Genomic DNA, 20,939 nt, shown 5'->3' on the forward strand with positions numbered 1-20,939 from the left:
CTTCCTTTATCATTCTAATTCAAACATAATTTTATTGAAACAACCCTTCTATTATAACATATCATATAAAAAAGCCATCAAAAAAGATGGCTCTCTATTCGAACGCTTCCACCGCATCCTTGATTCGTTCCTTAATATTATACCAAATCCACTCAAATACTTGGTTAATTTCTTCAATTTCTCCTGTTACTTGTCCTGCAGAAGCTAAATATTTTTCTCCATGAATCACGGTGACATTGCCCTCGACTTTCCCTTCTATCTTTATAGAACCGTTGCGAACGACAATATCTCCTTGAACGACTTCTCCTTTCGGAACAATGACAGTATGACCGCGAATAATGACATTTTCATGTGTGGAAACAGAAAATTGTTTCTGTGTGTTCCATGTGGTAAATAGACTGCCTATCGTCAACATCATAAATAACGATGCAGCGGTAATAAACGGATGGGTTTGCAGCCACCTTCTAACACGAATCATCTTTCTTTCTTTCGGTAGCTGTGCCATCACACGGGCCGTAAAATCCGAAGGAGGGGTGAGATGGGACGCATGCTGAATGAACGCGACTGTTTTCTCTAGTCCATTAAAATGATCAGCGCATGCTGAACATTGTTGCAAATGCTCCCTTAATATTTTTTCATCATGCGGCCCAATATCACCATCTAAAAAATCATGCATAAGGTTTACAATGTTATGCGGACATTTCATGTTCTTCACCCTCTCATAAATGACCCAAATGCTTTCGCAACGCTTCTCTGCCACGGTGAAGTCTCGTTTTTACCGTGCCGAGCGGCAAGTCTAAAATTTCGCTAATCTCCTGTAATGATAGCCCTTCTATATACTTCAATACAATAACACTACGATATTTTTCTGGAAGTTGTTCAATTGCTTTCTGTACTGTTTCCTGTAGCTCCAAACTTTCTAATGTTTCTTCCGGAGAAGCTTCGCTAGAGGAAAGCTGTGAATACATTGTAAGCCCATCAGTACCGCTTATCTCTTCGTCTAAATAGGCATCCGGTTTTTTCTTCCGAATCTTATCAATCGCTAAATTGGCGGCAATTCGGTAAAGCCACGAGGAAAACCTCATATTTGGATTATACGTATGAATATTAACATAAGCGCGGATAAACGCTTCTTGCGCAGCATCTTCCGCCTCATGGCGATTTCCTAGCATACGATAACATAAACGGTATATTTTATCTTTATAAAGGTCTACAATATCAGCATAGGCATTTTGATCGCCTTTTTTGACCGCTTTTATACGTTTTTTCACAAATATCTCCATAATAATACGTACCCCCGCTCACTGCGGCTACAGTGTATTACGTTCACAAATAAAAAAAGTTTCATGCAAACATGCACCATTTATTTTATCATATCCGCCTAATCTTTCCTAAGCAAAATAAAAACAGCAGATTCTGTAAAATCTGCTGTTTTTACACCGTTACACCAGCTTTTCTCCAAAAAGGGACCCCATCAATCCTACAGCAACAGAAGCAGTCTTATTGCGCTCATCTAAAATCGGATTCACCTCTACAAATTCCGCTGATGTAATTAGTTTTGCCTCTGCGAGCATTTCCATTGCCAAATGGCTTTCACGATAAGTAAGACCACCGATAACTGGCGTACCCACTCCCGGTGCATCGTTCGGATCAAGTCCGTCTAAATCAAGTGATAAATGCACTCCATCCGTTCGTTCTTTTAAATATGCAATCGTTTCTTCCATTACTGTCGTCATGCCGAGACGATCTATTTCATGCATCGTATATACTTTAATCCCTTTTTCACGGATTAACTGCTTTTCCCCTTCGTCCAGAGAGCGAATGCCAATAAGAACAATGTTTTCAGGTTTCACTTTTGGGCTATAACCGCCGATATTCGTCAAATATGGATGTCCTAAACCAAGACTCACAGCCAGCGGCATGCCATGAATGTTTCCGGATGGAGAGGTTTCTGGCGTATTTAAATCACCGTGGGCGTCATACCAAATAACTCCTAAATTCTTATAATGCTTCGCAATACCAGCTAATGTACCAATGGCAATGCTATGATCACCGCCCAACACGAGAGGGAAGCGCCCCCTTTTGATCACTTCGTCCACTGTTTTTGCCAATTTTTCATTCGCTTCTGCAACCGCTTTCAAATTTCGTAAGTTGAGCCGTGATCCTTCATCATCAGGATGTTCTGTTTTTCCAATTGGAATATCGCCTAGATCTTCAATTTCATAATGAAGACGTTCTAACCTCTCGATTACCCCTGCATAACGCATGGCACTCGGCCCCATATCTACACCACGACGTGTCTGCCCTAAATCCATCGGTACACCAATAATCGATACCGTCTTCATGTTTCCCTCTCCTTCCCATTGTGCTACTTCAATTGTAGACAAAAATATCATATTGACTCAACTCGACAGTTTTTTGAATATTTATTCTTATAAAAAAAGAACAGTCTGCAATCACAATAAACAAAAAATCCCACTTCGGAAAAAACGAAGTGGGATGTTATATTAATGGAGCCTATCGGGATCGAACCGATGACCTCCTGCGTGCAAAGCAGGCGCTCTCCCAGCTGAGCTAAGGCCCCAAACTATCTTGTTGTAAAAGAGCGGAAGACGGGACTCGAACCCGCGACCCCCACCTTGGCAAGGTGGTGTTCTACCACTGAACTACTTCCGCATGACAATGAGCCATGGAGGACTCGAACCTCCGACCCTCTGATTAAAAGTCAGATGCTCTACCTGCTGAGCTAATGGCTCGTGTAGTAAATGAAAACACTCCATGTTTTTGTTGCCTCTTCCTCTGCTAGCCAATTCAAAGATGTTGGATGTGTCGAGGCAACTGGTAATCAACTCTCCTGCTCGTTGTCCCTTCCTCTTCTAGCTAATTCACAGAAGCAGGATGCGTCGGGACAATTCGTAGCGAACTCATAGAAGCTTTGCTCATTGCTTCCCTGCTGAGCTAATTAATGAGATTATGGCTGGGCTAGCTGGATTCGAACCAGCGCATCACGGAGTCAAAGTCCGTTGCCTTACCGCTTGGCTATAGCCCAATAATATTGGAGTACCTAATGCTACCCAAAAATATTATTTCACATAACATAAAAATTATACTTCATTTCAGCTAATTACTCTATGTATAAGGTGGTGGAGGGGGACGGATTCGAACCGCCGAACCCAAAGGGAGCGGATTTACAGTCCGCCGCGTTTGGCCACTTCGCTACCCCTCCATATTATGATGCCGGCTGCAGGACTTGAACCCGCAACCTACTGATTACAAGTCAGTTGCTCTACCAATTGAGCTAAGCCGGCATAAGAAAGGAGTATTGACATATATACTTAATTTTTTGTGTCCCTTCCTCTTCTCGCTTATTCAGCGAAGTGATATGCATCGGAACAACTCGCAGGGAATTCACGGAAGCTTAGGCTCGTCTCTACCAATTAAGCTAAGCGGGCATTAAAAATGTCGTGGTGGAGGATGACGGGATCGAACCGCCGACCCCTTGCTTGTAAGGCAAGTGCTCTCCCAGCTGAGCTAATCCTCCACAAAAAGAAAGTGACCCGTACGGGATTCGAACCCGTGTTACCGCCGTGAAAGGGCGGTGTCTTAACCACTTGACCAACGGGCCAAAAAATCACAATACGAAAGCTTCCAACCGGGCTTGAACCGGTGACCTCTTCCTTACCATGGAAGTGCTCTACCAACTGAGCTATGGAAGCATGGCTCCGCAGGCAGGATTCGAACCTGCGACCAATCGGTTAACAGCCGATTGCTCTACCACTGAGCTACTGCGGAATAACGGGTTGTTGGTTTATACTCAATTTTTTCGTTGCCTCTTCCTCTACAAGCTTTTTCAAAGAAGCTGGATGCGTCGAGGCAACTCGCAGCTTATTCATAGAAGCTTATGCTCGTTGCTTCCCACTGAGCTGCTTTGGAATATTCAACTTGCCTAGCAACGACCTACTCTTGCAGGGGCGCTGGCCCCAACTACCATCGGCGCTGGAGAGCTTAACTTCCGTGTTCGGGATGGGAACGGGTGTTTCCTCTCCGCTATTGTCACTAGGCAAGTTGTCAGCCAAATATTATTATATCCAAACAAATAAGCTTGTCAAGAGTGAATTTTCATTCCTTCAAAACTAGATAACCGTCTGTTTGGAAGAAGCCGTCTTGCATAGGCGGCCTACGCTTTTCCGTTGTCTAGCTCCTAGCGTCCTCCGCTTTTCACTTTGTCTAGCTCCGGACGCCATCGGCTCGCGACGCTTCGGTCCCGTTGCGGCGGCAACAGCCTCCTCACGGGCCCTCCAGCGCGTGTCGCCGATAGGCGGGCGTCCTCCACTTTTCGCTTTGGTTAAGTCCTCGATCGATTAGTATCCGTCAGCTCCACGTGTCGCCACGCTTCCACCTCGGACCTATCGACCTCGTCATCTTCGAGGGATCTTACTCGCTTGACGCGATGGGAAATCTCATCTTGAGGGGGGCTTCACGCTTAGATGCTTTCAGCGCTTATCCCTTCCGCACATAGCTACCCAGCGGTGCCCCTGGCGGGACAACTGGTACACCAGCGGTGCGTCCATCCCGGTCCTCTCGTACTAAGGACAGCTCCTCTCAAATTTCCTGCGCCCGCGACGGATAGGGACCGAACTGTCTCACGACGTTCTGAACCCAGCTCGCGTACCGCTTTAATGGGCGAACAGCCCAACCCTTGGGACCGACTACAGCCCCAGGATGCGATGAGCCGACATCGAGGTGCCAAACCTCCCCGTCGATGTGGACTCTTGGGGGAGATCAGCCTGTTATCCCCGGGGTAGCTTTTATCCGTTGAGCGATGGCCCTTCCATACGGAACCACCGGATCACTAAGCCCGACTTTCGTCCCTGCTCGACCTGTCCGTCTCGCAGTCAAGCTCCCTTGTGCCTTTGCACTCTACGAATGATTTCCAACCATTCTGAGGGAACCTTTGGGCGCCTCCGTTACCTTTTGGGAGGCGACCGCCCCAGTCAAACTGCCCACCTGACACTGTCTCCCACCCCGATAAGGGGTGCGGGTTAGAATTTCAATACCGCCAGGGTGGTATCCCACCGGCGCCTCCACCGAAGCTGGCGCTCCGGCTTCTCAGGCTCCCACCTATCCTGTACAAGCGATACCAAAATTCCATATCAGGCTGCAGTAAAGCTCCACGGGGTCTTTCCGTCCTGTCGCGGGTAACCTGCATCTTCACAGGTAGTATGATTTCACCGGGTCTCTCGTTGAGACAGTGCCCAAGTCGTTACACCTTTCGTGCGGGTCGGAACTTACCCGACAAGGAATTTCGCTACCTTAGGACCGTTATAGTTACGGCCGCCGTTTACTGGGGCTTCGGTTCGCACCTTCAGCCTTGCGGCTTAAGCGCTCCCCTTAACCTTCCAGCACCGGGCAGGTGTCAGCCCCTATACTTCGCCTTTCGGCTTCGCAGAGACCTGTGTTTTTGATAAACAGTCGCTTGGGCCTTTTCACTGCGGCTCTCTCGGGCTCATCACCCAAGAGAGCACCCCTTCTCCCGAAGTTACGGGGTCATTTTGCCGAGTTCCTTAACGAGAGTTCTCCCGCGCACCTTAGGATTCTCTCCTCGCCTACCTGTGTCGGTTTGCGGTACGGGCACCTCTCACCTCGCTAGAGGCTTTTCTTGGCAGTGTAGGATCGGGGACTTCGGGACCGATGGTCCCTTCGCCATCACGGCTCAGCCTTTGCGCCAGACGGATTTGCCTATCTGGCAGCCTAACCGCTTGGACAGGCTATTCCAGCAGCCTGCTCGCCCTACCTTCCTGCGTCCCCCCATTGCTCAAACGGTGAGGAGGTGGTACAGGAATCTCAACCTGTTGCCCATCACCTACGCCTTTCGGCCTCGGCTTAGGTCCCGACTAACCCTGAGCGGACGAACCTTCCTCAGGAAACCTTAGGCTTTCGGTGCAGAGGATTCTCACCTCTGTTTTCGCTACTCACACCGGCATTCTCACTTCTAAGCGCTCCACGAGTCCTTCCGGTCTCGCTTCGGCGCGCTTAGAACGCTCCCCTACCGATGACGGGCGGTCATCCCACAGCTTCGGTGGCACGTTTAGCCCCGGTACATTTTCGGCGCAGAGTCACTCGACCAGTGAGCTATTACGCACTCTTTAAATGATGGCTGCTTCTAAGCCAACATCCTGGTTGTCTGGGCAACTCCACATCCTTTTCCACTTAACGTGCACTTTGGGACCTTAGCTGGTGGTCTGGGCTGTTTCCCTCTCGACCACGGATCTTATCACTCGTAGTCTGACTCCCAAGGATAAGTCGTTGGCATTCGGAGTTTGACTGAGTTCGGTAACCCGATGAGGGCCCCTAGCTCAATCAGTGCTCTACCTCCAAGACTCTTCCCTTGAGGCTAGCCCTAAAGCTATTTCGGGGAGAACCAGCTATCTCCAGGTTCGATTGGCATTTCACCCCTACCCACACCTCATCCCCGCACTTTTCAACGTGCGTGGGTTCGGGCCTCCAGTAGGTGTTACCCTACCTTCACCCTGGACATGGGTAGATCACCTGGTTTCGGGTCTACGACGACGTACTAAACGCCCTATTCAGACTCGCTTTCGCTGCGGCTCCGTCTCTTCGACTTAACCTCGCACGTCATCGTAACTCGCCGGTTCATTCTACAAAAGGCACGCCATCACCCATGAACGGGCTCTGACTACTTGTAGGCACACGGTTTCAGGTTCTCTTTCACTCCCCTTCCGGGGTGCTTTTCACCTTTCCCTCACGGTACTGGTTCACTATCGGTCACTAGGGAGTATTTAGCCTTGGGAGATGGTCCTCCCTGCTTCCGACGGGATTCCCCGTGTCCCGCCGTACTCAGGATCCACTCGGGAGGGAACGAAGTTTCGACTACAGGGCTGTCACCTTCTCTGGCGGGCCTTTCCAGACCGCTTCGTCTACCCCGTTCCTTTGTAACTCCCATATGAGTGGTCCTACAACCCCAAGAGGCAAGCCTCTTGGTTTGGGCTGTTCCCGTTTCGCTCGCCGCTACTCAGGGAATCGCGGTTGCTTTCTTCTCCTCCGGGTACTTAGATGTTTCAGTTCCCCGGGTGTGCCCTCCATACCCTATGGATTCAGGTATGGATACTGCCCCATTACGGGCAGTGGGTTTCCCCATTCGGACATCTCCGGATCAACGCTTGCTTACAGCTCCCCGAAGCGTTTCGGCGTTTGCCCCGTCCTTCATCGGCTCCTAGTGCCAAGGCATCCACCGTGCGCCCTTTCTAACTTAACCATGCGAAAACAGCTTCACGCTTGCCGCCTTCGCTTCTCGGCTTCTTCCACTGTCTAGCTTCGGCGCCTAGCTCTCTTGTGCCAAATAACCTTCCCCCTCGAAGTACAAGCACTTCTGTGGGTGAAGAACATTTGGCTTCGAGAGCTAATCGCGGCGCCTCCGCTTTTCTTCTCGGTTATCTAGTTTTCAAGGAACGAAGCTACTACTTTGAGTTCGCTTCTCTGCAGCTTTGTGCCGAGGAACCTAACTCCCTCGAACCTGCTTGTAGACGCAGGCACAAGACTGCTTCTGACACAAAGCCTCTGTTTTGAAAGAACATTAAACATGCTCCCTCAAAACTGAACAAGGCTACTGCCTTGAATCAACTTCTCTGCTGCCTTGCGCCGAGGAATCTAGCTTCTCTGAATCCACTCGTAGACGCAGACGCAAAACGGATTGATTGAAGAGAACATAAACATGTTCCCTCAAAACTGAACAAAACGTAAGCGTCCTTCGCTTTTCGTACTGTCTAGCTCCAGCGCCTAGCTCTCTTGTGCCAAATAACCTTCCCCCTCGAAGTGCAAGCACTTCAACGGGTGAAGAACATTTGGCTTCGAGAGCTGATCGCGGCGCTTCCGCTTTTCGTATCATCCTTAGAAAGGAGGTGATCCAGCCGCACCTTCCGGTACGGCTACCTTGTTACGACTTCACCCCAATCACTTGCCCCACCTTCGGCGGCTGGCTCCCTTACGGGTTACCTCACCGACTTCGGGTGTTGCAAGCTCTCGTGGTGTGACGGGCGGTGTGTACAAGGCCCGGGAACGTATTCACCGCGGCATGCTGATCCGCGATTACTAGCGATTCCGGCTTCATGCAGGCGAGTTGCAGCCTGCAATCCGAACTGAGAGCGGCTTTTTGGGATTCGCTCCCCCTCGCGGGTTCGCAGCCCTTTGTACCGCCCATTGTAGCACGTGTGTAGCCCAGGTCATAAGGGGCATGATGATTTGACGTCATCCCCACCTTCCTCCGACTTTTAGCCGGCAGTCCCCCTAGAGTGCCCAACTGAATGCTGGCAACTAGGGGCGAGGGTTGCGCTCGTTGCGGGACTTAACCCAACATCTCACGACACGAGCTGACGACAACCATGCACCACCTGTCACCCTGTCCCCCGAAGGGGGAACGCCCTGTCTCCAGGGTTGTCAGGGGATGTCAAGACCTGGTAAGGTTCTTCGCGTTGCTTCGAATTAAACCACATGCTCCACCGCTTGTGCGGGCCCCCGTCAATTCCTTTGAGTTTCAGCCTTGCGGCCGTACTCCCCAGGCGGAGTGCTTAACGCGTTAGCTACAGCACTAAAGGGAAAACCCCTCTAACACTTAGCACTCATCGTTTACGGCGTGGACTACCAGGGTATCTAATCCTGTTTGCTCCCCACGCTTTCGCGCCTCAGCGTCAGTTACAGACCAGAGAGCCGCCTTCGCCACTGGTGTTCCTCCACATCTCTACGCATTTCACCGCTACACGTGGAATTCCGCTCTCCTCTTCTGCACTCAAGTCCCCCAGTTTCCAATGACCCTCCACGGTTGAGCCGTGGGCTTTCACATCAGACTTAAGGGACCGCCTGCGCGCGCTTTACGCCCAATAATTCCGGACAACGCTCGCCCCCTACGTATTACCGCGGCTGCTGGCACGTAGTTAGCCGGGGCTTTCTCGTTAGGTACCGTCACCGTACCGCCCTATTCGAACGGTACTTCTTCTTCCCTAACAACAGAGCTTTACGATCCGAAGACCTTCTTCGCTCACGCGGCGTCGCTCCGTCAGACTTTCGTCCATTGCGGAAGATTCCCTACTGCTGCCTCCCGTAGGAGTCTGGGCCGTGTCTCAGTCCCAGTGTGGCCGGTCACCCTCTCAGGCCGGCTACGCATCGTCGCCTTGGTGAGCCGTTACCTCACCAACTAGCTAATGCGCCGCGGGCCCATCCGTAAGTGGTAGCCGAAGCCACCTTTCAACCGAAGACCATGCGGTCTTCGGTGTTATCCGGTATTAGCCCCGGTTTCCCGGAGTTATCCCGGTCTTACGGGCAGGTTACCCACGTGTTACTCACCCGTCCGCCGCTAACCGAACAGAAGCAAGCTCCCGTTCGGTCCGCTCGACTTGCATGTATTAGGCACGCCGCCAGCGTTCGTCCTGAGCCAGGATCAAACTCTCCAAAAAGAAAGTTGATTGGCTTATTTTCTAAGCTTCGGCACCGACACCGAAGGTGTCGCTCGCCTTCGCTTTTCTATGTGGACGCTTCGTTTTGTTCAGTTTTCAAAGAACATTTTTTCCTCTTTGCGACCTTTTTATGCTAACACATTCATTAACAAGATGTCAATATTATTTTCTCTATCACTTAGCGACGTTAGACAATTTACCACAGCAAATTTTTATTGTCAATACTTTTTATGTATTTTTTATTAATATGTTTATCGGTACCGACAATAAAACATGGTTTGAAAATATTTTTCATAACACCCGGGGTGACAAGCATAAGATGGTGACAGAACAACTTTAGGATAAAGGGGGAAAAATAGTGAGTTTTTTCTATGCATTAAATGGACGTTCCTTAAAAAAGGCACTTATTATCGTTCTATCTGCATTTTTTACAGCCACTATTTTATATGCCCAAGGAATCAATAATCCCACGCTTTCTCTCTCTACTGGGCCAAAAGCGGTCTATAAAATAGAAAAAAGTAAACATGAGGTATCACTAACATTTGATATCAGCTGGGGGGATCAAAACGCCTTACACATCCTCGATGTATTAAAACAAAATGACATAAAAAATGCAACATTTTTTTTATCTGCCTCTTGGGCGGAACGTCATCCGAATATTGTGAAACGAATTAAAGAAGACGGTCATGAAATCGGAAGCATGGGATATAACTTTGTTAACTACACAGAGTTAGAAAGCCCGAAAATACGTCAAGATCTTATGCAGGCAAAAAAAGTATTTGACACGCTTGGAATTAAAGAAATTACATTATTGCGGCCTCCGGGCGGCAACTTTAATAAGAATGTATTAAAGATTGCTGATTCGCTAGGTTATACCGTCGTTCATTGGAGTATTGACTCAAAAGATTGGCTTAACCCTGGAGTAAAGACAATTGTTGAAAATGTCGTAAACGACATGGAAGCCGGAGATATTATTTTACTTCACGCATCAGATTCTGCTAACCAAACAGCAAAAGCACTTCCAAAAATTATTGAAGCAATGAAGGAAAACGGTTACCGTAATGTTAGCGTTTCACAACTGATCGCTAATGGCGATGTAAATAGTAAAGAAATAAACTAAACTGAATTTCCGCGTGATTAAAGTCGCGGACTTTCGTGGTTAGTTATCCTGTAAACATAAGCACGCGCAAAAGAAAGGGAGGTATCCTCCTCCCCTTTATGACTTTGGAACACCTGTTAGTTTATGCAGTATAAGAAGCTGATAAGCGTTACAAACTAATAATGGAAATAACATTAAATAAAGCCAATCTTCATTGTTAATACGCAATGCTGGAAACCACTCAATAACCGTTACGACAACCATAAAAAATAATGCTGGTACGAATGCCCCTTTATTCGTTTGTGCACTTTTTATATAAGCAACAATAAGCCCGACAATCAAAATAAATAAAGCGACTAGTATATAACTGACAATAGACTCCCCTTCCACAGCAAACACTTGATAGCGGAAATATACTAAATCGAAAAGCACAAACAAAATTAGCACAACTTGTACTGAGTTCCAAAGAGAGTCAGAACGAAAGATCCCAAGTCCAAAGCGATGAATGGTTAAATAGGCGAAAAACCCCATTTGACTAATGACACTAAAAATAAAGCCAACACCAATGTGCCACACTAACACCGCAATAATTTCCAATACGTCCGATCGTAAAAACAGTTTCTCGTATTCATTCCAGTTAAGTATAATCCCTATAATCGCTGTTGTTATTCCTCCAATAGCTAATGTTGTTAAAAATAAACGCACCCATTTACGGCTGTTCACAACTTCATCCTCCATTATTTTTTTCAAACTGATTCGTTTAAAATTTTATCAACCACTTTGGAAAAAAGCCAGCTTAGAATAAGGTGAATGCATATTTTTTTGACAGAAATTCATATTAAGGGTAAGGGATTTTTGCAGAAAGGAGCTTATTTACACATGAAAAAAAGCGCATTGCTCCTATTATTTAGTTATTTCCTTATCCTTAGCTCTTGTGCTCCTCAAGAAATTAGCCCACCTCCCCCGGATTACGATCAAACGAAAAAAATGGTCGTTGATATTTTAAAAACAGATGAGGGGAAAAAGGCTATTCAGGAAATTATGACGGATGAAAAAGTGAAACAACAATTAGTAATGGAGCAAACCGTTGTCAAAGAAACACTCGAACAAGTGTTAACGTCGGAAAAAGGAATAAAATTTTGGGAAAAAGCACTGCAAGATCCAAAGTTTGCAGAAAGCTTTGCAAAAAGTTTAAAAACAGGGCAAGAAAAAACGATCAAAGCGTTAATGAAAGACCCTGAATATCAAGGGATGATGATAGATATTTTAAAAAATCCAGAAATGGAAAAAGCGATGATGGACGTGCTAAAAAGTAAAGAATTTCGCAAGCACCTTCAACAAGTCATAACAGAAACGCTGAATAGTCCATTATTCCAGGCAAAAATTCAAGACATATTAATAAAATCCGCTGAAAACATTCAGCAGGAAACAAAAAAACAAAATGAAAATCAAGAGGGAGGAGAAGGAGAGGAAAGCGGCGGCGATCAGCAAGGGCAAGGAGGAAGTTAAAAAGGAGCTATCTCCGAGCGAGATATGCTCCTTTTTTCTTTAACACTTTTCAATAATTTTTCGCGCAATGTCCATATATATTTTCCCAATAGGATGATCTTCCGCATAAACAGATGGAGCAAAATCCTCATCGTTCCAATCTGGTTGTTGGAGTGGCAGCTGCCCTAAAAGTTCCGTTTGTAACTCTTTCGCAAGCTTTTCGCCGCCGCCTTTGCCGAATACATATTCTCTTTCGCCTGTTTTGCGGCTTTCAAAATAGGACATATTTTCAATCACACCGATGATTTCGTGTTCCGTGCGAAGCGCCATTGCACCTGCGCGCGCCGCGACAAACGCCGCTGTCGGATGCGGGGTAGTAACAATGATTTCTTTACACGAAGGCAACATGGTATGTACATCTAACGCAACGTCCCCCGTTCCCGGAGGCAAATCTAATAATAAATAATCTAAGTCGCCCCATTCGACTTCTTTGAAAAAGTTGTTTAACATTTTTCCTAACATTGGACCGCGCCAAATAACAGGAGCGTTATCTTCGACGAAAAAGGCCATGGAAATAACTTTTACGCCGAATCGTTCAACCGGAATAATTTTATCGCCGCGCACGGTTGGTCGTTCGACAATGCCCATCATATCTGGAACACTAAACCCATAAATATCGGCATCAATCAGCCCTACTTTTTTCCCAAGACGAGCGAGAGAAACAGCAAGGTTCACGGAAACGGTCGATTTTCCAACGCCGCCTTTTCCGCTAGCAATCGCAATGTATGTCGTTTTCGATGTTTCCCCTTGATATTTTGCTACTACTTCTTCAGGGAGCTGCGCAAATCGCAAACCGACCGAAGCAGCGCCAGCATCTTTTAGTAGCTGAACAATCGTTGTTTGGATGCGAAGCTGCTCGGCTGTCCCTGTTTTTGCTAATGCGATTTTGACGCTGACGTGCTTTTTATCTTCCTTGATTTTAATTTCTTGAATCGCATTTGTTTCTTTAAACGTCTTGTTTAAAAATGGGTCTTTTATATTTTCTAACAATCCTCTTACATCATTTTCTGTGAGCATCGGCCATCACCAATCCTTATGTATGTATTCCCTTTCATACTTTTACTATAACATATATAACCATTGCGCATCTATCATGTAAAAAAAAGGAATCCTCCCTATTCAGGAGGATTTTTTTCATTCGAAAAATATCGCAGTACCCCTTTATATATCGATGCCGCTAGCTTCGTTTGATAACGATCAGAAGCTAAAAGTTCCCGTTCCTCTGGATTAGATAAAAACCCCACTTCGACAAGCGCACCTGGTTTTTTCGCATATTTCAACAAATAAACGGTATCGATTATTTTGGCAGTACGATTTGTATTTTCAAGATTGCGCCGCAATTCCGCTTGGATAAACTTAGCGATCCGTTCATTTTCGATCAGCGAGCCGTAATAAAACGTTTGCGCCCCACGCCAACGCGGAGAGGGAATGGCATTAAGATGGATACTAATAAATAAATCTGCCTCCGATTTATTAATCAACGCAACACGTTTTCGTAAATCTTCCGCCTTTCGACGGCTATAGCCACGTGTGTCTTTATCGGCAAGGTCGCTGTCCGTTTCCCTTGTCATCAACACGAGCGCACCTTGCTGCTGCAAGTAGTCTCGCAATTTCTCCGCCACTTTCAGCGTCACTTCTTCTTCTACCACATCACCGCCGACAGCTCCTCCGTCCGGCCCGCCATGACCAGGATCTAAAATGATAATCCTTCCAGAGAGAGGGAGGTTCCACGATTTAGTTGAAGTCGTATTCGCAAAGATATATTGGAAAAGAACAATAACAATAATGGAAATAATGAGAGCACCCAACCATTTTACTTTCATTGTTTCTCCTCCTGCGTTTCCCCTTCTCTATCATATGGGACAAGAGGCAAAAATAGAACTTTTTAGTGAAGTTTCAGTCGTCGACGTTTTTTTCCTCTTTCAAATCCTTCCGTCCACCAATAAACAACGTAATGTTCACAGGCATAATAAAGCGACTCATTGGCTAAACCATCATCAATGTTTCCCCAAAAGCAAAGAAAATCAAATAATGTATCAATGAAATATTTTTCTTCTTGCGCGCACCGTCGTCTTACACTTTCTGCTGGTTCTCCATAGTAACCGAATCGACTGTAGTTCGCACCAAGTAAATACGCTTCAATAGCGATATCGATACATCCTTCTTCAATGACGGATGGGAATGCACGGTACATTGGATAAAAAGGACTAAAATGCTTGATCGCCTTTGTTTTCAGCTTTTCGAAAGACAACTCACGCAACATTTTTCGTTCATATAACATTTGTTTTTCCTGCTTCTTTTCTTTAAATGAAGTGATCACACTCATGTTCTTTCACACCCCTTTAGGATGTAGTTTTTAACGATTCATCCTAAACATGCGTGAATAAAAAAAGAGGGAGAAAAGAAAAAAATCCCAGCCGATATCGGCTGGGATTTTTGGAAAAATACCATTAACGTTTTGAGAACTGTGGAGCGCGACGAGCACCTTTAAGACCGTATTTTTTGCGTTCTTTCACACGAGCATCGCGTGTTAATAAACCTGCGCGTTTTAATACTGGACGGTAATCTGGATCTACTTGCAATAACGCACGAGCGATTCCATGGCGAATCGCGCCTGCTTGGCCAGAGAATCCGCCGCCTTTTACGTTTACTAACACATCGTAATTTCCTAATGTTTCTGTTAATACTAACGGTTGTTTCACAACTTCGATCAACGCTTCCGATGGAATATAGTCACGAATGTCACGATCGTTAATCACAATGCGTCCGTCGCCTGGAACGAGGCGCACACGTGCGACAGAGCTTTTACGACGGCCTGTGCCATAATATTGTACTTGTGCCAAAATAAAGCCCTCCTTCTATTGATTATCCGCGAAGTTCATAAACTTCTGGTTTTTGTGCTTGATGTGGGTGTTCGCTTCCACGATATACGTGCAATTTTTTAAACATTTGACGACCTAAGCGGCCTTTTGGAAGCATTCCGCGTATAGCTCTTTCAAGCATTTGCTCTGGATAATTTGTACGCATTTCTAACGCCGTTCTTACTTTTAATCCACCTGGATGCAAGCTATGACGATAGTATAGTTTCTTTGTTAATTTCTTTCCAGTTAGTTCAATTTTCTCAGCATTGATAATGATGACATGATCACCACAATCCACATGTGGTGTGAATGTTGGTTTATGTTTGCCACGCAAAATGGCTGCTACTTCACTTGCAAGGCGTCCTAACGTTTTACCAGCAGCGTCGACAACGTACCATTTACGTTCTACTTCATTCGGCTTCGCCATATAAGTTGTACGCATACTTTTCCCTCCTAAATAAAAAATCAACGAACATCATCTATTTATCTCAACACGATTACTTTCCGGGGCTAATCGTGGAAAAATACATACCATATGATATAATATCTCTTTAGCATATCAATGTCAAGAAAATGTTACACCAGGACTAGTTGCCATAATATACTTTCCATAAATATAATCCTTGCGGTGGAGCCGTTTTGCCAGCAAACTGGCGATCTTTTGCCTCAAAAGCGTGTGAGATGCTATCTATACTCCGTTTTCCTTGCCCAACTTCCAAAATCGTTCCAACGATAATCCGCACCATATTATATAAAAACCCGTTGCCAATAAAGCAAAACTCCAATAAATCATCATGCATCGCCATATCTGCTTTATAAATCGTGCGTACACGATCATCAACATCCGTCTTTGCTGAACAAAAGCTAGTAAAGTCATGCGTGCCCTCTATAAGTCGCAATGCATGTCTCATCGCTTCCATATCAAGTGGATAAGGGTAATGATAGCAATAATTACGTAAAAATACGTTACGTTCTTGGGCAATTCGTACTTTATATCGATATTCTTTTGCTTTGGCACTAAAACGCGCATGAAAAGAAGGATCTGCTTCTTGTACATCTTTAATCACTATATCATCCGGTAACTGGGCATTTAATGCTTTTTTCCATTGATCTGGAGAAAGCGATAAGAACGTATCGAAATGAATTACTTGCCCGTATGCATGAACACCCGCATCTGTCCTTCCTGAAGCAGTAACACGAATCGCTTTCCCTTTATGCATTTGTTCGAGCACTCGTTCTAACTCGCCTTGCACCGTTCGTTTGCCAGGCTGAATTTGGTAACCGAAAAAATGTGTACCGTCATAGGAAAGCGTGCATTTGATCCGTTTACTCATTTTTCTCACCCTGTTATGAGCGTAGTATAAACAAAACAACTGCTAATAATAACACTGCCGCTAAAAAAGCTGTATCTGTCCATTTCCATACAAGCAGACGAAATTTCGTCCTTCCCTCGCCGCCGCGGTAACCGCGTGCCTCCATCGCGGTCGCCAATTCTTCGGCACGTTTAAACGAACTGATAAACAATGGAACAAGCAAGGAGACGATTGCCTTGATTCTTTCAGAAAACGGCCCCCCTGTAAAGTCGACACCGCGTGCGGTTTGTGCTTTTATAATTTTCTCCGTCTCTTCCATTAACGTCGGGATAAAGCGAAGCGAAATAGACATCATTAGCGCCAGTTCATGGACAGGGACGCGCATTTTCTTCAACGGCGCCAGTAGGCTTTCCACTCCGTCAGTCACTTCGATCGGGGTGGTTGTTAAGGTTAATAAAGTAGTAATAATAATGAGCAGCAGAAAACGCAGCGAAATAAAAATTCCTTGCTTGACGCCGCCTTCGTAAATCGAAAAGGAACCAATTTGGTACAGCACATCTCCTTCTTTTGTCATAAAGACATGCAGCAAAAAAGTAAAGACGATAACCCATATAATCGGTTTTAAACCTTTAATCACAAACGATAACGGAATGCGTGATAATGCTAAAAGACTAAACGTAAATATCGTTAAAACAGCATAAGTAGCACTATTATTCGCTAGAAAAACAATGAATACGTATATAAAGATGATTAGCAGTTTCGCGCGCGGATCCATGCGGTGAATCACGGAATCGCCTGGTACATATTTGCCGATAATCATGCTATTCATCATGGGCGTTCACCTTGGAAAATAATTTTTGAATGGCGTCTACGGTCTGCTCGATCGTCAAACATGGAGACGGCACGGTGATCCCTAACTTTTTCTCCAATTCTTTTTTTAGCCGCACTGTCTCCGGCACATTGAGCCCAATTTTCGCCAAAGAATCGCTATCTTGAAAAATTTGCTTTGGTGTCCCCGTTTTCCACACTGTTCCTTTATGCATGACAATCATATAATCTGCGTATGCGGCAGCATCTTCCATACTATGAGTAACTAACACGGTCGTCAGCTGTTTTTCACGATGAAGGCGATAAAACATTTCCATAATTTCTTTGCGGCCGCGTGGATCTAAGCCAGCAGTTGGTTCGTCTAACACAATCACATCAGGTTCCATCGCAAGCACTCCGGCAATCGCAACACGGCGCATTTGCCCGCCGCTTAAATCGAATGGTGATTTGGTTAGTACGTCTTCTGAAAGCCCGACTAACTTAATAAGCTCCTTTGCTTTCTTTTTTGCTTCCTCCTCAGAAACGCCGAAATTCATTGGTCCGAAACATATATCTTTCTCCACCGTTTCCTCAAACAGTTGATGTTCCGGAAATTGAAAGACAATGCCAACTTTTTTTCGGAGCGGTTTTAAGTCCGTTTGTCGTTTTTTATTCGTAATCGTTTGATTTCCTATCATCACTGTTCCGCTTGTCGGCTGAAGCAAACCGTTTAGATGCTGAAGCAGCGTTGATTTTCCTGAACCAGTATGGCCGATAACCGCCACATAAGAGCCGCTTTCAATCATGATGTCTACATCGTACAACGCTCGGCGGGCAAACGGTGAGTTGGCATTATATACATGCTCTACCTTTTGGAATATAATGTCCATAATTCTTCCACCAACTCCTCTATCGTAAAGTAGCTTGAAGATAGCGGGATTCCGCACTGCTTCAGCCGGTCTCTTACTTTTACCGCAAACGGCAGATCTAAACCAATTCGTTCTAGTTTTGTCCCAAGCGCAAAAATTTGTTTCGGCGTTCCTTCTGCCATGATTTCTCCCCTATTCATAACAATAACGCGATCGGCCTTAGCGACTTCCTCTAAATCATGGGTAATGGACAATACAGTGATACATTGCTTTTTGTTTAAATCACGGACCGTGTCTAATACTTCCTGCCTTCCTTTCGGATCTAGCATCGATGTTGCCTCATCTAAAATGATGAGATCTGGCCGCAATGCAAGGATGCCTGCAATTGCAACACGTTGTTTTTGACCACCAGAAAGGTGATGCGGTTCATGATGCAAAAACTCTTCCATACGAACTAGCTGTATAGCTTCATGCACTCTTTTGACCATTTCATCGCGAGGAATTCCATTATTTTCAAGAGCAAAAGCGACATCATCTTCTACCGTTGTTCCAACAAACTGGTTATCGGGATTTTGAAATACCATGCCAACACGGCGACGAATCTCCCAAACCGTCTGTTCATCGAGTACAGTGTGAAATAGTTTAATCACACCGCTTTCCGGTCTTAACAACCCGATAAGCAATTTAGCGATCGTTGATTTTCCTGAACCGTTATGACCGACAATCGCTAGCCATTCCCCACGTTTCACTTGAAAGGTAACGTTTTGTACCGCGTAATCTGATTGATTCGGATATCGAAAGTATAGTTTTTCTACGGATAAAATGGTTTCTTCCATCATTTCTTCCCCTTGTCTCTGACATTCTCATCTCTACTCTACTAAAAAAGGGTAAATAAAAAAAGGGCATAGATCCAGTTCAAAACAAACTGTCTCGCCCTTGTTAGCCAACCGAATCGTTTTATACTAACTCGATAATCACCATTGGTGCCCCATCACCACGACGAGGACCAAGTTTCATAATACGAGTGTAACCGCCTTGGCGATCTTGGTAACGCGGTGCAATGTCGCTAAATAGCTTTTGAAGTGCATCTTGACCTGTTTCGCTATTTGCTACTTCTTTACGGATAAATGCAGCAGCTTGACGGCGTGCATGCAAATCACCGCGTTTACCAAGCGTAATCATTTTTTCAACAACAGAACGCAATTCTTTTGCGCGCGCCTCTGTTGTTTCAATACGCTCATTAATGATTAAATCTGTTGCTAAATCACGAAGCAATGCTTTGCGTTGAGCGCTTGTACGTCCTAATTTTCTGTATGACATGAAGTGTCCCCTCCTTTTTAGCATTTTCACTACAAATCTCATTTCAGAAATGATACTTTATACGATCACGTCTATTTTTAGAAACGTAAGCGTTCATGTATCTAGTAACATGAAAATACTAGTTAAACAAACGTTAACTAGTCATCTTTACGCAAACTGAGACCGAGTTCAGCAAGCTTTGCTTTTACTTCTTCGAGAGATTTGCGACCGAGATTGCGCACTTTCATCATATCTTCTTCCGTTTTTTGCGTAAGCTCTTGAACGGTGTTAATACCAGCACGTTTTAAACAGTTGTAGGAACGAACAGAAAGATCAAGTTCTTCAATTGTCATTTCGAGCACTTTTTCTTTTTGATCTTCCTCTTTTTCTACCATGATTTCGGCATTTTGTGCTTCGTCTGTTAGGCTAACGAAAATATTTAAGTGCTCGGTCAAAATTTTTGCGCCGAGAGCAATCGCTTCTTTTGGTCCAATGCTCCCATCTGTCCACACATCTATCGTTAACTTATCATAGTCTGTCACTTGACCGACACGCGTATTTTCTACTTGATAAGAAACGCGTGAAACCGGTGTATAAATCGAATCGATAGGGATAACGCCTATTGGCTGATCCTCGCGTTTATTGGCCTCAGCTGGAACATACCCACGCCCTCGTTTTGCTGTCATTCTCATGCGTAAGCGCCCGCCTTCTGCTAACGTAGCAATATGAAGGTCCGGGTTTAAAATTTCTACATCGCTGTCGTGAGTAATATCAGCAGCTGTGACAACTCCTTCGCCCTGTGCATCAATTTCCAACGTTTTTTCTTCGTCAGAATAAATTTTCAACGCTAATTTTTTTATATTTAAAATAATTGCTGTCACATCTTCTACGACGCCATCAATCGTTGAGAACTCATGCAGCACACCATCTATTTGAACCGATGTCACAGCAGCACCAGGGAGTGAAGACAATAGGATACGACGTAAGGAGTTACCCAAAGTTGTACCATATCCACGCTCAAGCGGTTCGACAACGAATTTGCCATATTTGGCATCTTCGCTGATTTCAACCGTTTCGATTCTCGGTTTTTCAATTTCGATCATTAGTTATTATACCCTCCTTCAAAACGTCGAAACCCCGACCAAACGATAAACGCCTAATCGAAATTCCCCCATGAATAAGTTCCCAAATGTGCGAATGGCTGAGCAAAACTTCCCTGTAATTTAATACTTATCATATCCCATTATTGACAAGGATACAAATTCTATACAGGGGTATTACACACGGCGACGTTTTGGCGGACGGCATCCATTGTGCGGTATAGGAGTTACGTCTTTAATTGCTGTAATTTCTAATCCAGCTGCTTGTAATGCACGAATCGCTGCCTCACGACCAGCACCAGGGCCTTTTACATTTACTTCTACTGTTTTCATTCCATGTTCCATGGAGGCTTTTGCAGCTGCTTCTGCTGCCATTTGTGCCGCAAACGGCGTCGATTTACGAGAGCCTTTAAAACCTAATGCTCCAGCACTTGACCAAGCAATCGTGTTACCGTGAACGTCAGTAATTGTTACGATCGTATTGTTAAATGTTGAACGGATATGCGCAATACCAGTCTCAATATTTTTTCTTACACGGCGTTTGCGTGTATTTGTTTTACGTGCCATTCGTGGAAT

18 protein-coding genes, 10 tRNA genes and 3 rRNA genes are annotated in these 20,939 nt (G+C 45.3%); 2 read left to right on the forward strand and 29 right to left on the reverse strand.

Annotated features, from left to right (window positions below; translation table 11 throughout):
- Positions 1-94: 94 nt before the first annotated feature.
- The 16 genes from rsiW to FNL97_RS16965 form a co-directional block, all read right to left on the reverse strand.
- Positions 95-706: an anti-sigma-W factor RsiW gene (rsiW, locus tag FNL97_RS16890; protein WP_062678980.1), complete on the reverse strand. Its 612-nt coding sequence runs from the start codon at positions 704-706 to the stop codon at positions 95-97.
- 13 nt (positions 707-719) lie between these two features.
- Entirely contained in the window at positions 720-1,283 is a 564-nt protein-coding gene (sigW, locus tag FNL97_RS16895) for an RNA polymerase sigma factor SigW (protein WP_041269551.1), read from the reverse strand.
- Positions 1,284-1,442: 159 nt separating this feature from the next.
- Positions 1,443-2,345 (reverse strand): arginase, encoded by a 903-nt coding sequence (gene rocF / locus FNL97_RS16900; RefSeq protein ID WP_143416233.1) that lies wholly within the window; start codon positions 2,343-2,345, stop codon positions 1,443-1,445.
- Between the two features lie 166 nt (positions 2,346-2,511).
- Positions 2,512-2,584, reverse strand: a tRNA-Ala gene (locus tag FNL97_RS16905).
- Between the two features lie 20 nt (positions 2,585-2,604).
- Positions 2,605-2,676, reverse strand: a tRNA-Gly gene (locus tag FNL97_RS16910).
- Between the two features lie 7 nt (positions 2,677-2,683).
- A tRNA-Lys gene (locus FNL97_RS16915) sits at positions 2,684-2,756 on the reverse strand.
- 218 nt (positions 2,757-2,974) lie between these two features.
- Positions 2,975-3,049 (reverse strand) — tRNA-Gln (locus FNL97_RS16920).
- 92 nt (positions 3,050-3,141) lie between these two features.
- A tRNA-Tyr gene (locus tag FNL97_RS16925) sits at positions 3,142-3,226 on the reverse strand.
- 9 nt (positions 3,227-3,235) lie between these two features.
- Positions 3,236-3,308, reverse strand: a tRNA-Thr gene (locus FNL97_RS16930).
- 157 nt (positions 3,309-3,465) lie between these two features.
- A tRNA-Val gene (locus FNL97_RS16935) sits at positions 3,466-3,541 on the reverse strand.
- Between the two features lie 12 nt (positions 3,542-3,553).
- Positions 3,554-3,625: transfer RNA gene (locus FNL97_RS16940), tRNA-Glu, on the reverse strand.
- 18 nt (positions 3,626-3,643) lie between these two features.
- Positions 3,644-3,716, reverse strand: a tRNA-Thr gene (locus FNL97_RS16945).
- A gap of 1 nt (position 3,717) precedes the next feature.
- Positions 3,718-3,792, reverse strand: a tRNA-Asn gene (locus FNL97_RS16950).
- Between the two features lie 152 nt (positions 3,793-3,944).
- Positions 3,945-4,061: ribosomal RNA gene (rrf, locus tag FNL97_RS16955) — 5S ribosomal RNA — on the reverse strand.
- Positions 4,062-4,341: 280 nt separating this feature from the next.
- A 23S ribosomal RNA gene (locus FNL97_RS16960) occupies positions 4,342-7,276 on the reverse strand.
- Positions 7,277-7,912: 636 nt separating this feature from the next.
- Positions 7,913-9,467, reverse strand: a 16S ribosomal RNA gene (locus tag FNL97_RS16965).
- The 16S, 23S and 5S rRNA genes sit together here with 10 tRNA genes alongside, the layout of an rRNA operon.
- Before the next feature lie 358 nt (positions 9,468-9,825).
- Between FNL97_RS16965 and pdaB the strand changes: the two genes are divergently transcribed.
- A complete protein-coding gene (pdaB, locus tag FNL97_RS16970; protein ID WP_062678624.1) occupies positions 9,826-10,587 on the forward strand; it encodes a polysaccharide deacetylase family sporulation protein PdaB in 762 nt (253 codons plus the stop codon).
- 96 nt (positions 10,588-10,683) lie between these two features.
- Here the strand turns inward: pdaB and FNL97_RS16975 are convergent, their stop codons facing one another.
- On the reverse strand, positions 10,684-11,289 hold the full coding sequence (locus tag FNL97_RS16975) for a KinB-signaling pathway activation protein (RefSeq protein ID WP_143416234.1): 606 nt from the start codon (positions 11,287-11,289) through the stop codon (positions 10,684-10,686).
- Positions 11,290-11,445: 156 nt separating this feature from the next.
- On the opposite strand from FNL97_RS16975, the gene gerD reads away from it, so the two are divergent.
- Complete coding sequence (gene gerD / locus FNL97_RS16980) at positions 11,446-12,075, forward strand: spore germination lipoprotein GerD (RefSeq protein WP_062678625.1); 630 nt, start codon at positions 11,446-11,448, stop codon at positions 12,073-12,075.
- A gap of 39 nt (positions 12,076-12,114) precedes the next feature.
- Here gerD and salA read toward each other — a convergent pair whose 3' ends face one another.
- The 12 genes from salA to rpsK form a co-directional block, all read right to left on the reverse strand.
- Positions 12,115-13,131 carry an iron-sulfur carrier protein/transcriptional regulator SalA gene (gene salA, locus FNL97_RS16985; protein ID WP_012748913.1) on the reverse strand — a complete coding sequence of 339 codons (1,017 nt, stop codon included), beginning with the start codon at positions 13,129-13,131 and terminating at the stop codon, positions 12,115-12,117.
- 98 nt (positions 13,132-13,229) lie between these two features.
- A complete protein-coding gene (gene cwlD / locus FNL97_RS16990; protein WP_012748912.1) occupies positions 13,230-13,937 on the reverse strand; it encodes an N-acetylmuramoyl-L-alanine amidase CwlD in 708 nt (235 codons plus the stop codon).
- 62 nt (positions 13,938-13,999) lie between these two features.
- Positions 14,000-14,440, reverse strand: coding sequence for a YbaK family protein (locus FNL97_RS16995; RefSeq protein WP_012748911.1), 441 nt, complete (start codon positions 14,438-14,440; stop codon positions 14,000-14,002).
- Positions 14,441-14,564: 124 nt separating this feature from the next.
- On the reverse strand, positions 14,565-14,957 hold the full coding sequence (gene rpsI, locus FNL97_RS17000) for a 30S ribosomal protein S9 (RefSeq protein WP_012748910.1): 393 nt from the start codon (positions 14,955-14,957) through the stop codon (positions 14,565-14,567).
- A gap of 22 nt (positions 14,958-14,979) precedes the next feature.
- Positions 14,980-15,417, reverse strand: coding sequence for a 50S ribosomal protein L13 (gene rplM, locus FNL97_RS17005; protein WP_012748909.1), 438 nt, complete (start codon positions 15,415-15,417; stop codon positions 14,980-14,982).
- Positions 15,418-15,562: 145 nt separating this feature from the next.
- Positions 15,563-16,309 carry a tRNA pseudouridine(38-40) synthase TruA gene (truA, locus tag FNL97_RS17010; protein ID WP_143416235.1) on the reverse strand — a complete coding sequence of 249 codons (747 nt, stop codon included), beginning with the start codon at positions 16,307-16,309 and terminating at the stop codon, positions 15,563-15,565.
- Between the two features lie 13 nt (positions 16,310-16,322).
- Entirely contained in the window at positions 16,323-17,120 is a 798-nt protein-coding gene (locus FNL97_RS17015; RefSeq protein WP_012748907.1) for an energy-coupling factor transporter transmembrane component T family protein, read from the reverse strand.
- Entirely contained in the window at positions 17,110-17,985 is an 876-nt protein-coding gene (locus FNL97_RS17020; protein WP_143416236.1) for an energy-coupling factor ABC transporter ATP-binding protein, read from the reverse strand. Before FNL97_RS17020 ends, FNL97_RS17015 begins: the two co-directional genes overlap by 11 nt.
- Positions 17,961-18,800, reverse strand: coding sequence for an energy-coupling factor ABC transporter ATP-binding protein (locus tag FNL97_RS17025; RefSeq protein WP_143416361.1), 840 nt, complete (start codon positions 18,798-18,800; stop codon positions 17,961-17,963). The genes FNL97_RS17020 and FNL97_RS17025 overlap by 25 nt, the downstream gene beginning before the upstream one ends.
- A 121-nt stretch (positions 18,801-18,921) precedes the next feature.
- The gene (gene rplQ, locus FNL97_RS17030) at positions 18,922-19,284 is read right to left on the reverse strand and encodes a 50S ribosomal protein L17 (protein WP_012748904.1); all 363 of its coding nucleotides are present in this window, start codon (positions 19,282-19,284) and stop codon (positions 18,922-18,924) included.
- Positions 19,285-19,421: 137 nt separating this feature from the next.
- Positions 19,422-20,366: a DNA-directed RNA polymerase subunit alpha gene (locus FNL97_RS17035; protein ID WP_012748903.1), complete on the reverse strand. Its 945-nt coding sequence runs from the start codon at positions 20,364-20,366 to the stop codon at positions 19,422-19,424.
- Positions 20,367-20,540: 174 nt separating this feature from the next.
- Positions 20,541-20,930, reverse strand: a complete 390-nt coding sequence (gene rpsK, locus FNL97_RS17040) for a 30S ribosomal protein S11 (RefSeq protein ID WP_003247621.1) — start codon at positions 20,928-20,930, stop codon at positions 20,541-20,543.
- Positions 20,931-20,939: the final 9 nt, after the last annotated feature.

The organism is Geobacillus sp. E263, assembly GCF_007197795.1.
Lineage (GTDB): Bacteria > Bacillota > Bacilli > Bacillales > Anoxybacillaceae > Parageobacillus_B > Parageobacillus_B toebii.

Excerpts from the sequence above, each read along its gene's own strand:
- rplQ (WP_012748904.1), bottom strand. The coding sequence starts at position 19,284 with ATGTCATACAGAAAATTAGGACGTACAAGCGCTCAACGCAAAGCATTG.
- sigW (WP_041269551.1), bottom strand. The coding sequence starts at position 1,283 with ATGGAGATATTTGTGAAAAAACGTATAAAAGCGGTCAAAAAAGGCGAT.
- FNL97_RS17015 (WP_012748907.1), bottom strand. The coding sequence starts at position 17,120 with ATGATGAATAGCATGATTATCGGCAAATATGTACCAGGCGATTCCGTG.
- truA (WP_143416235.1), bottom strand. The coding sequence starts at position 16,309 with ATGAGTAAACGGATCAAATGCACGCTTTCCTATGACGGTACACATTTT.
- gerD (WP_062678625.1), top strand. The coding sequence starts at position 11,446 with ATGAAAAAAAGCGCATTGCTCCTATTATTTAGTTATTTCCTTATCCTT.
- FNL97_RS16995 (WP_012748911.1), bottom strand. The coding sequence starts at position 14,440 with ATGAGTGTGATCACTTCATTTAAAGAAAAGAAGCAGGAAAAACAAATG.
- rplM (WP_012748909.1), bottom strand. The coding sequence starts at position 15,417 with ATGCGTACAACTTATATGGCGAAGCCGAATGAAGTAGAACGTAAATGG.
- salA (WP_012748913.1), bottom strand. The coding sequence starts at position 13,131 with ATGCTCACAGAAAATGATGTAAGAGGATTGTTAGAAAATATAAAAGAC.
- FNL97_RS17020 (WP_143416236.1), bottom strand. The coding sequence starts at position 17,985 with ATGGACATTATATTCCAAAAGGTAGAGCATGTATATAATGCCAACTCA.
- rsiW (WP_062678980.1), bottom strand. The coding sequence starts at position 706 with ATGAAATGTCCGCATAACATTGTAAACCTTATGCATGATTTTTTAGAT.
- rpsK (WP_003247621.1), bottom strand. The coding sequence starts at position 20,930 with ATGGCACGTAAAACAAATACACGCAAACGCCGTGTAAGAAAAAATATT.
- rocF (WP_143416233.1), bottom strand. The coding sequence starts at position 2,345 with ATGAAGACGGTATCGATTATTGGTGTACCGATGGATTTAGGGCAGACA.
- cwlD (WP_012748912.1), bottom strand. The coding sequence starts at position 13,937 with ATGAAAGTAAAATGGTTGGGTGCTCTCATTATTTCCATTATTGTTATT.
- FNL97_RS17035 (WP_012748903.1), bottom strand. The coding sequence starts at position 20,366 with ATGATCGAAATTGAAAAACCGAGAATCGAAACGGTTGAAATCAGCGAA.
- FNL97_RS17025 (WP_143416361.1), bottom strand. The coding sequence starts at position 18,800 with ATGGAAGAAACCATTTTATCCGTAGAAAAACTATACTTTCGATATCCG.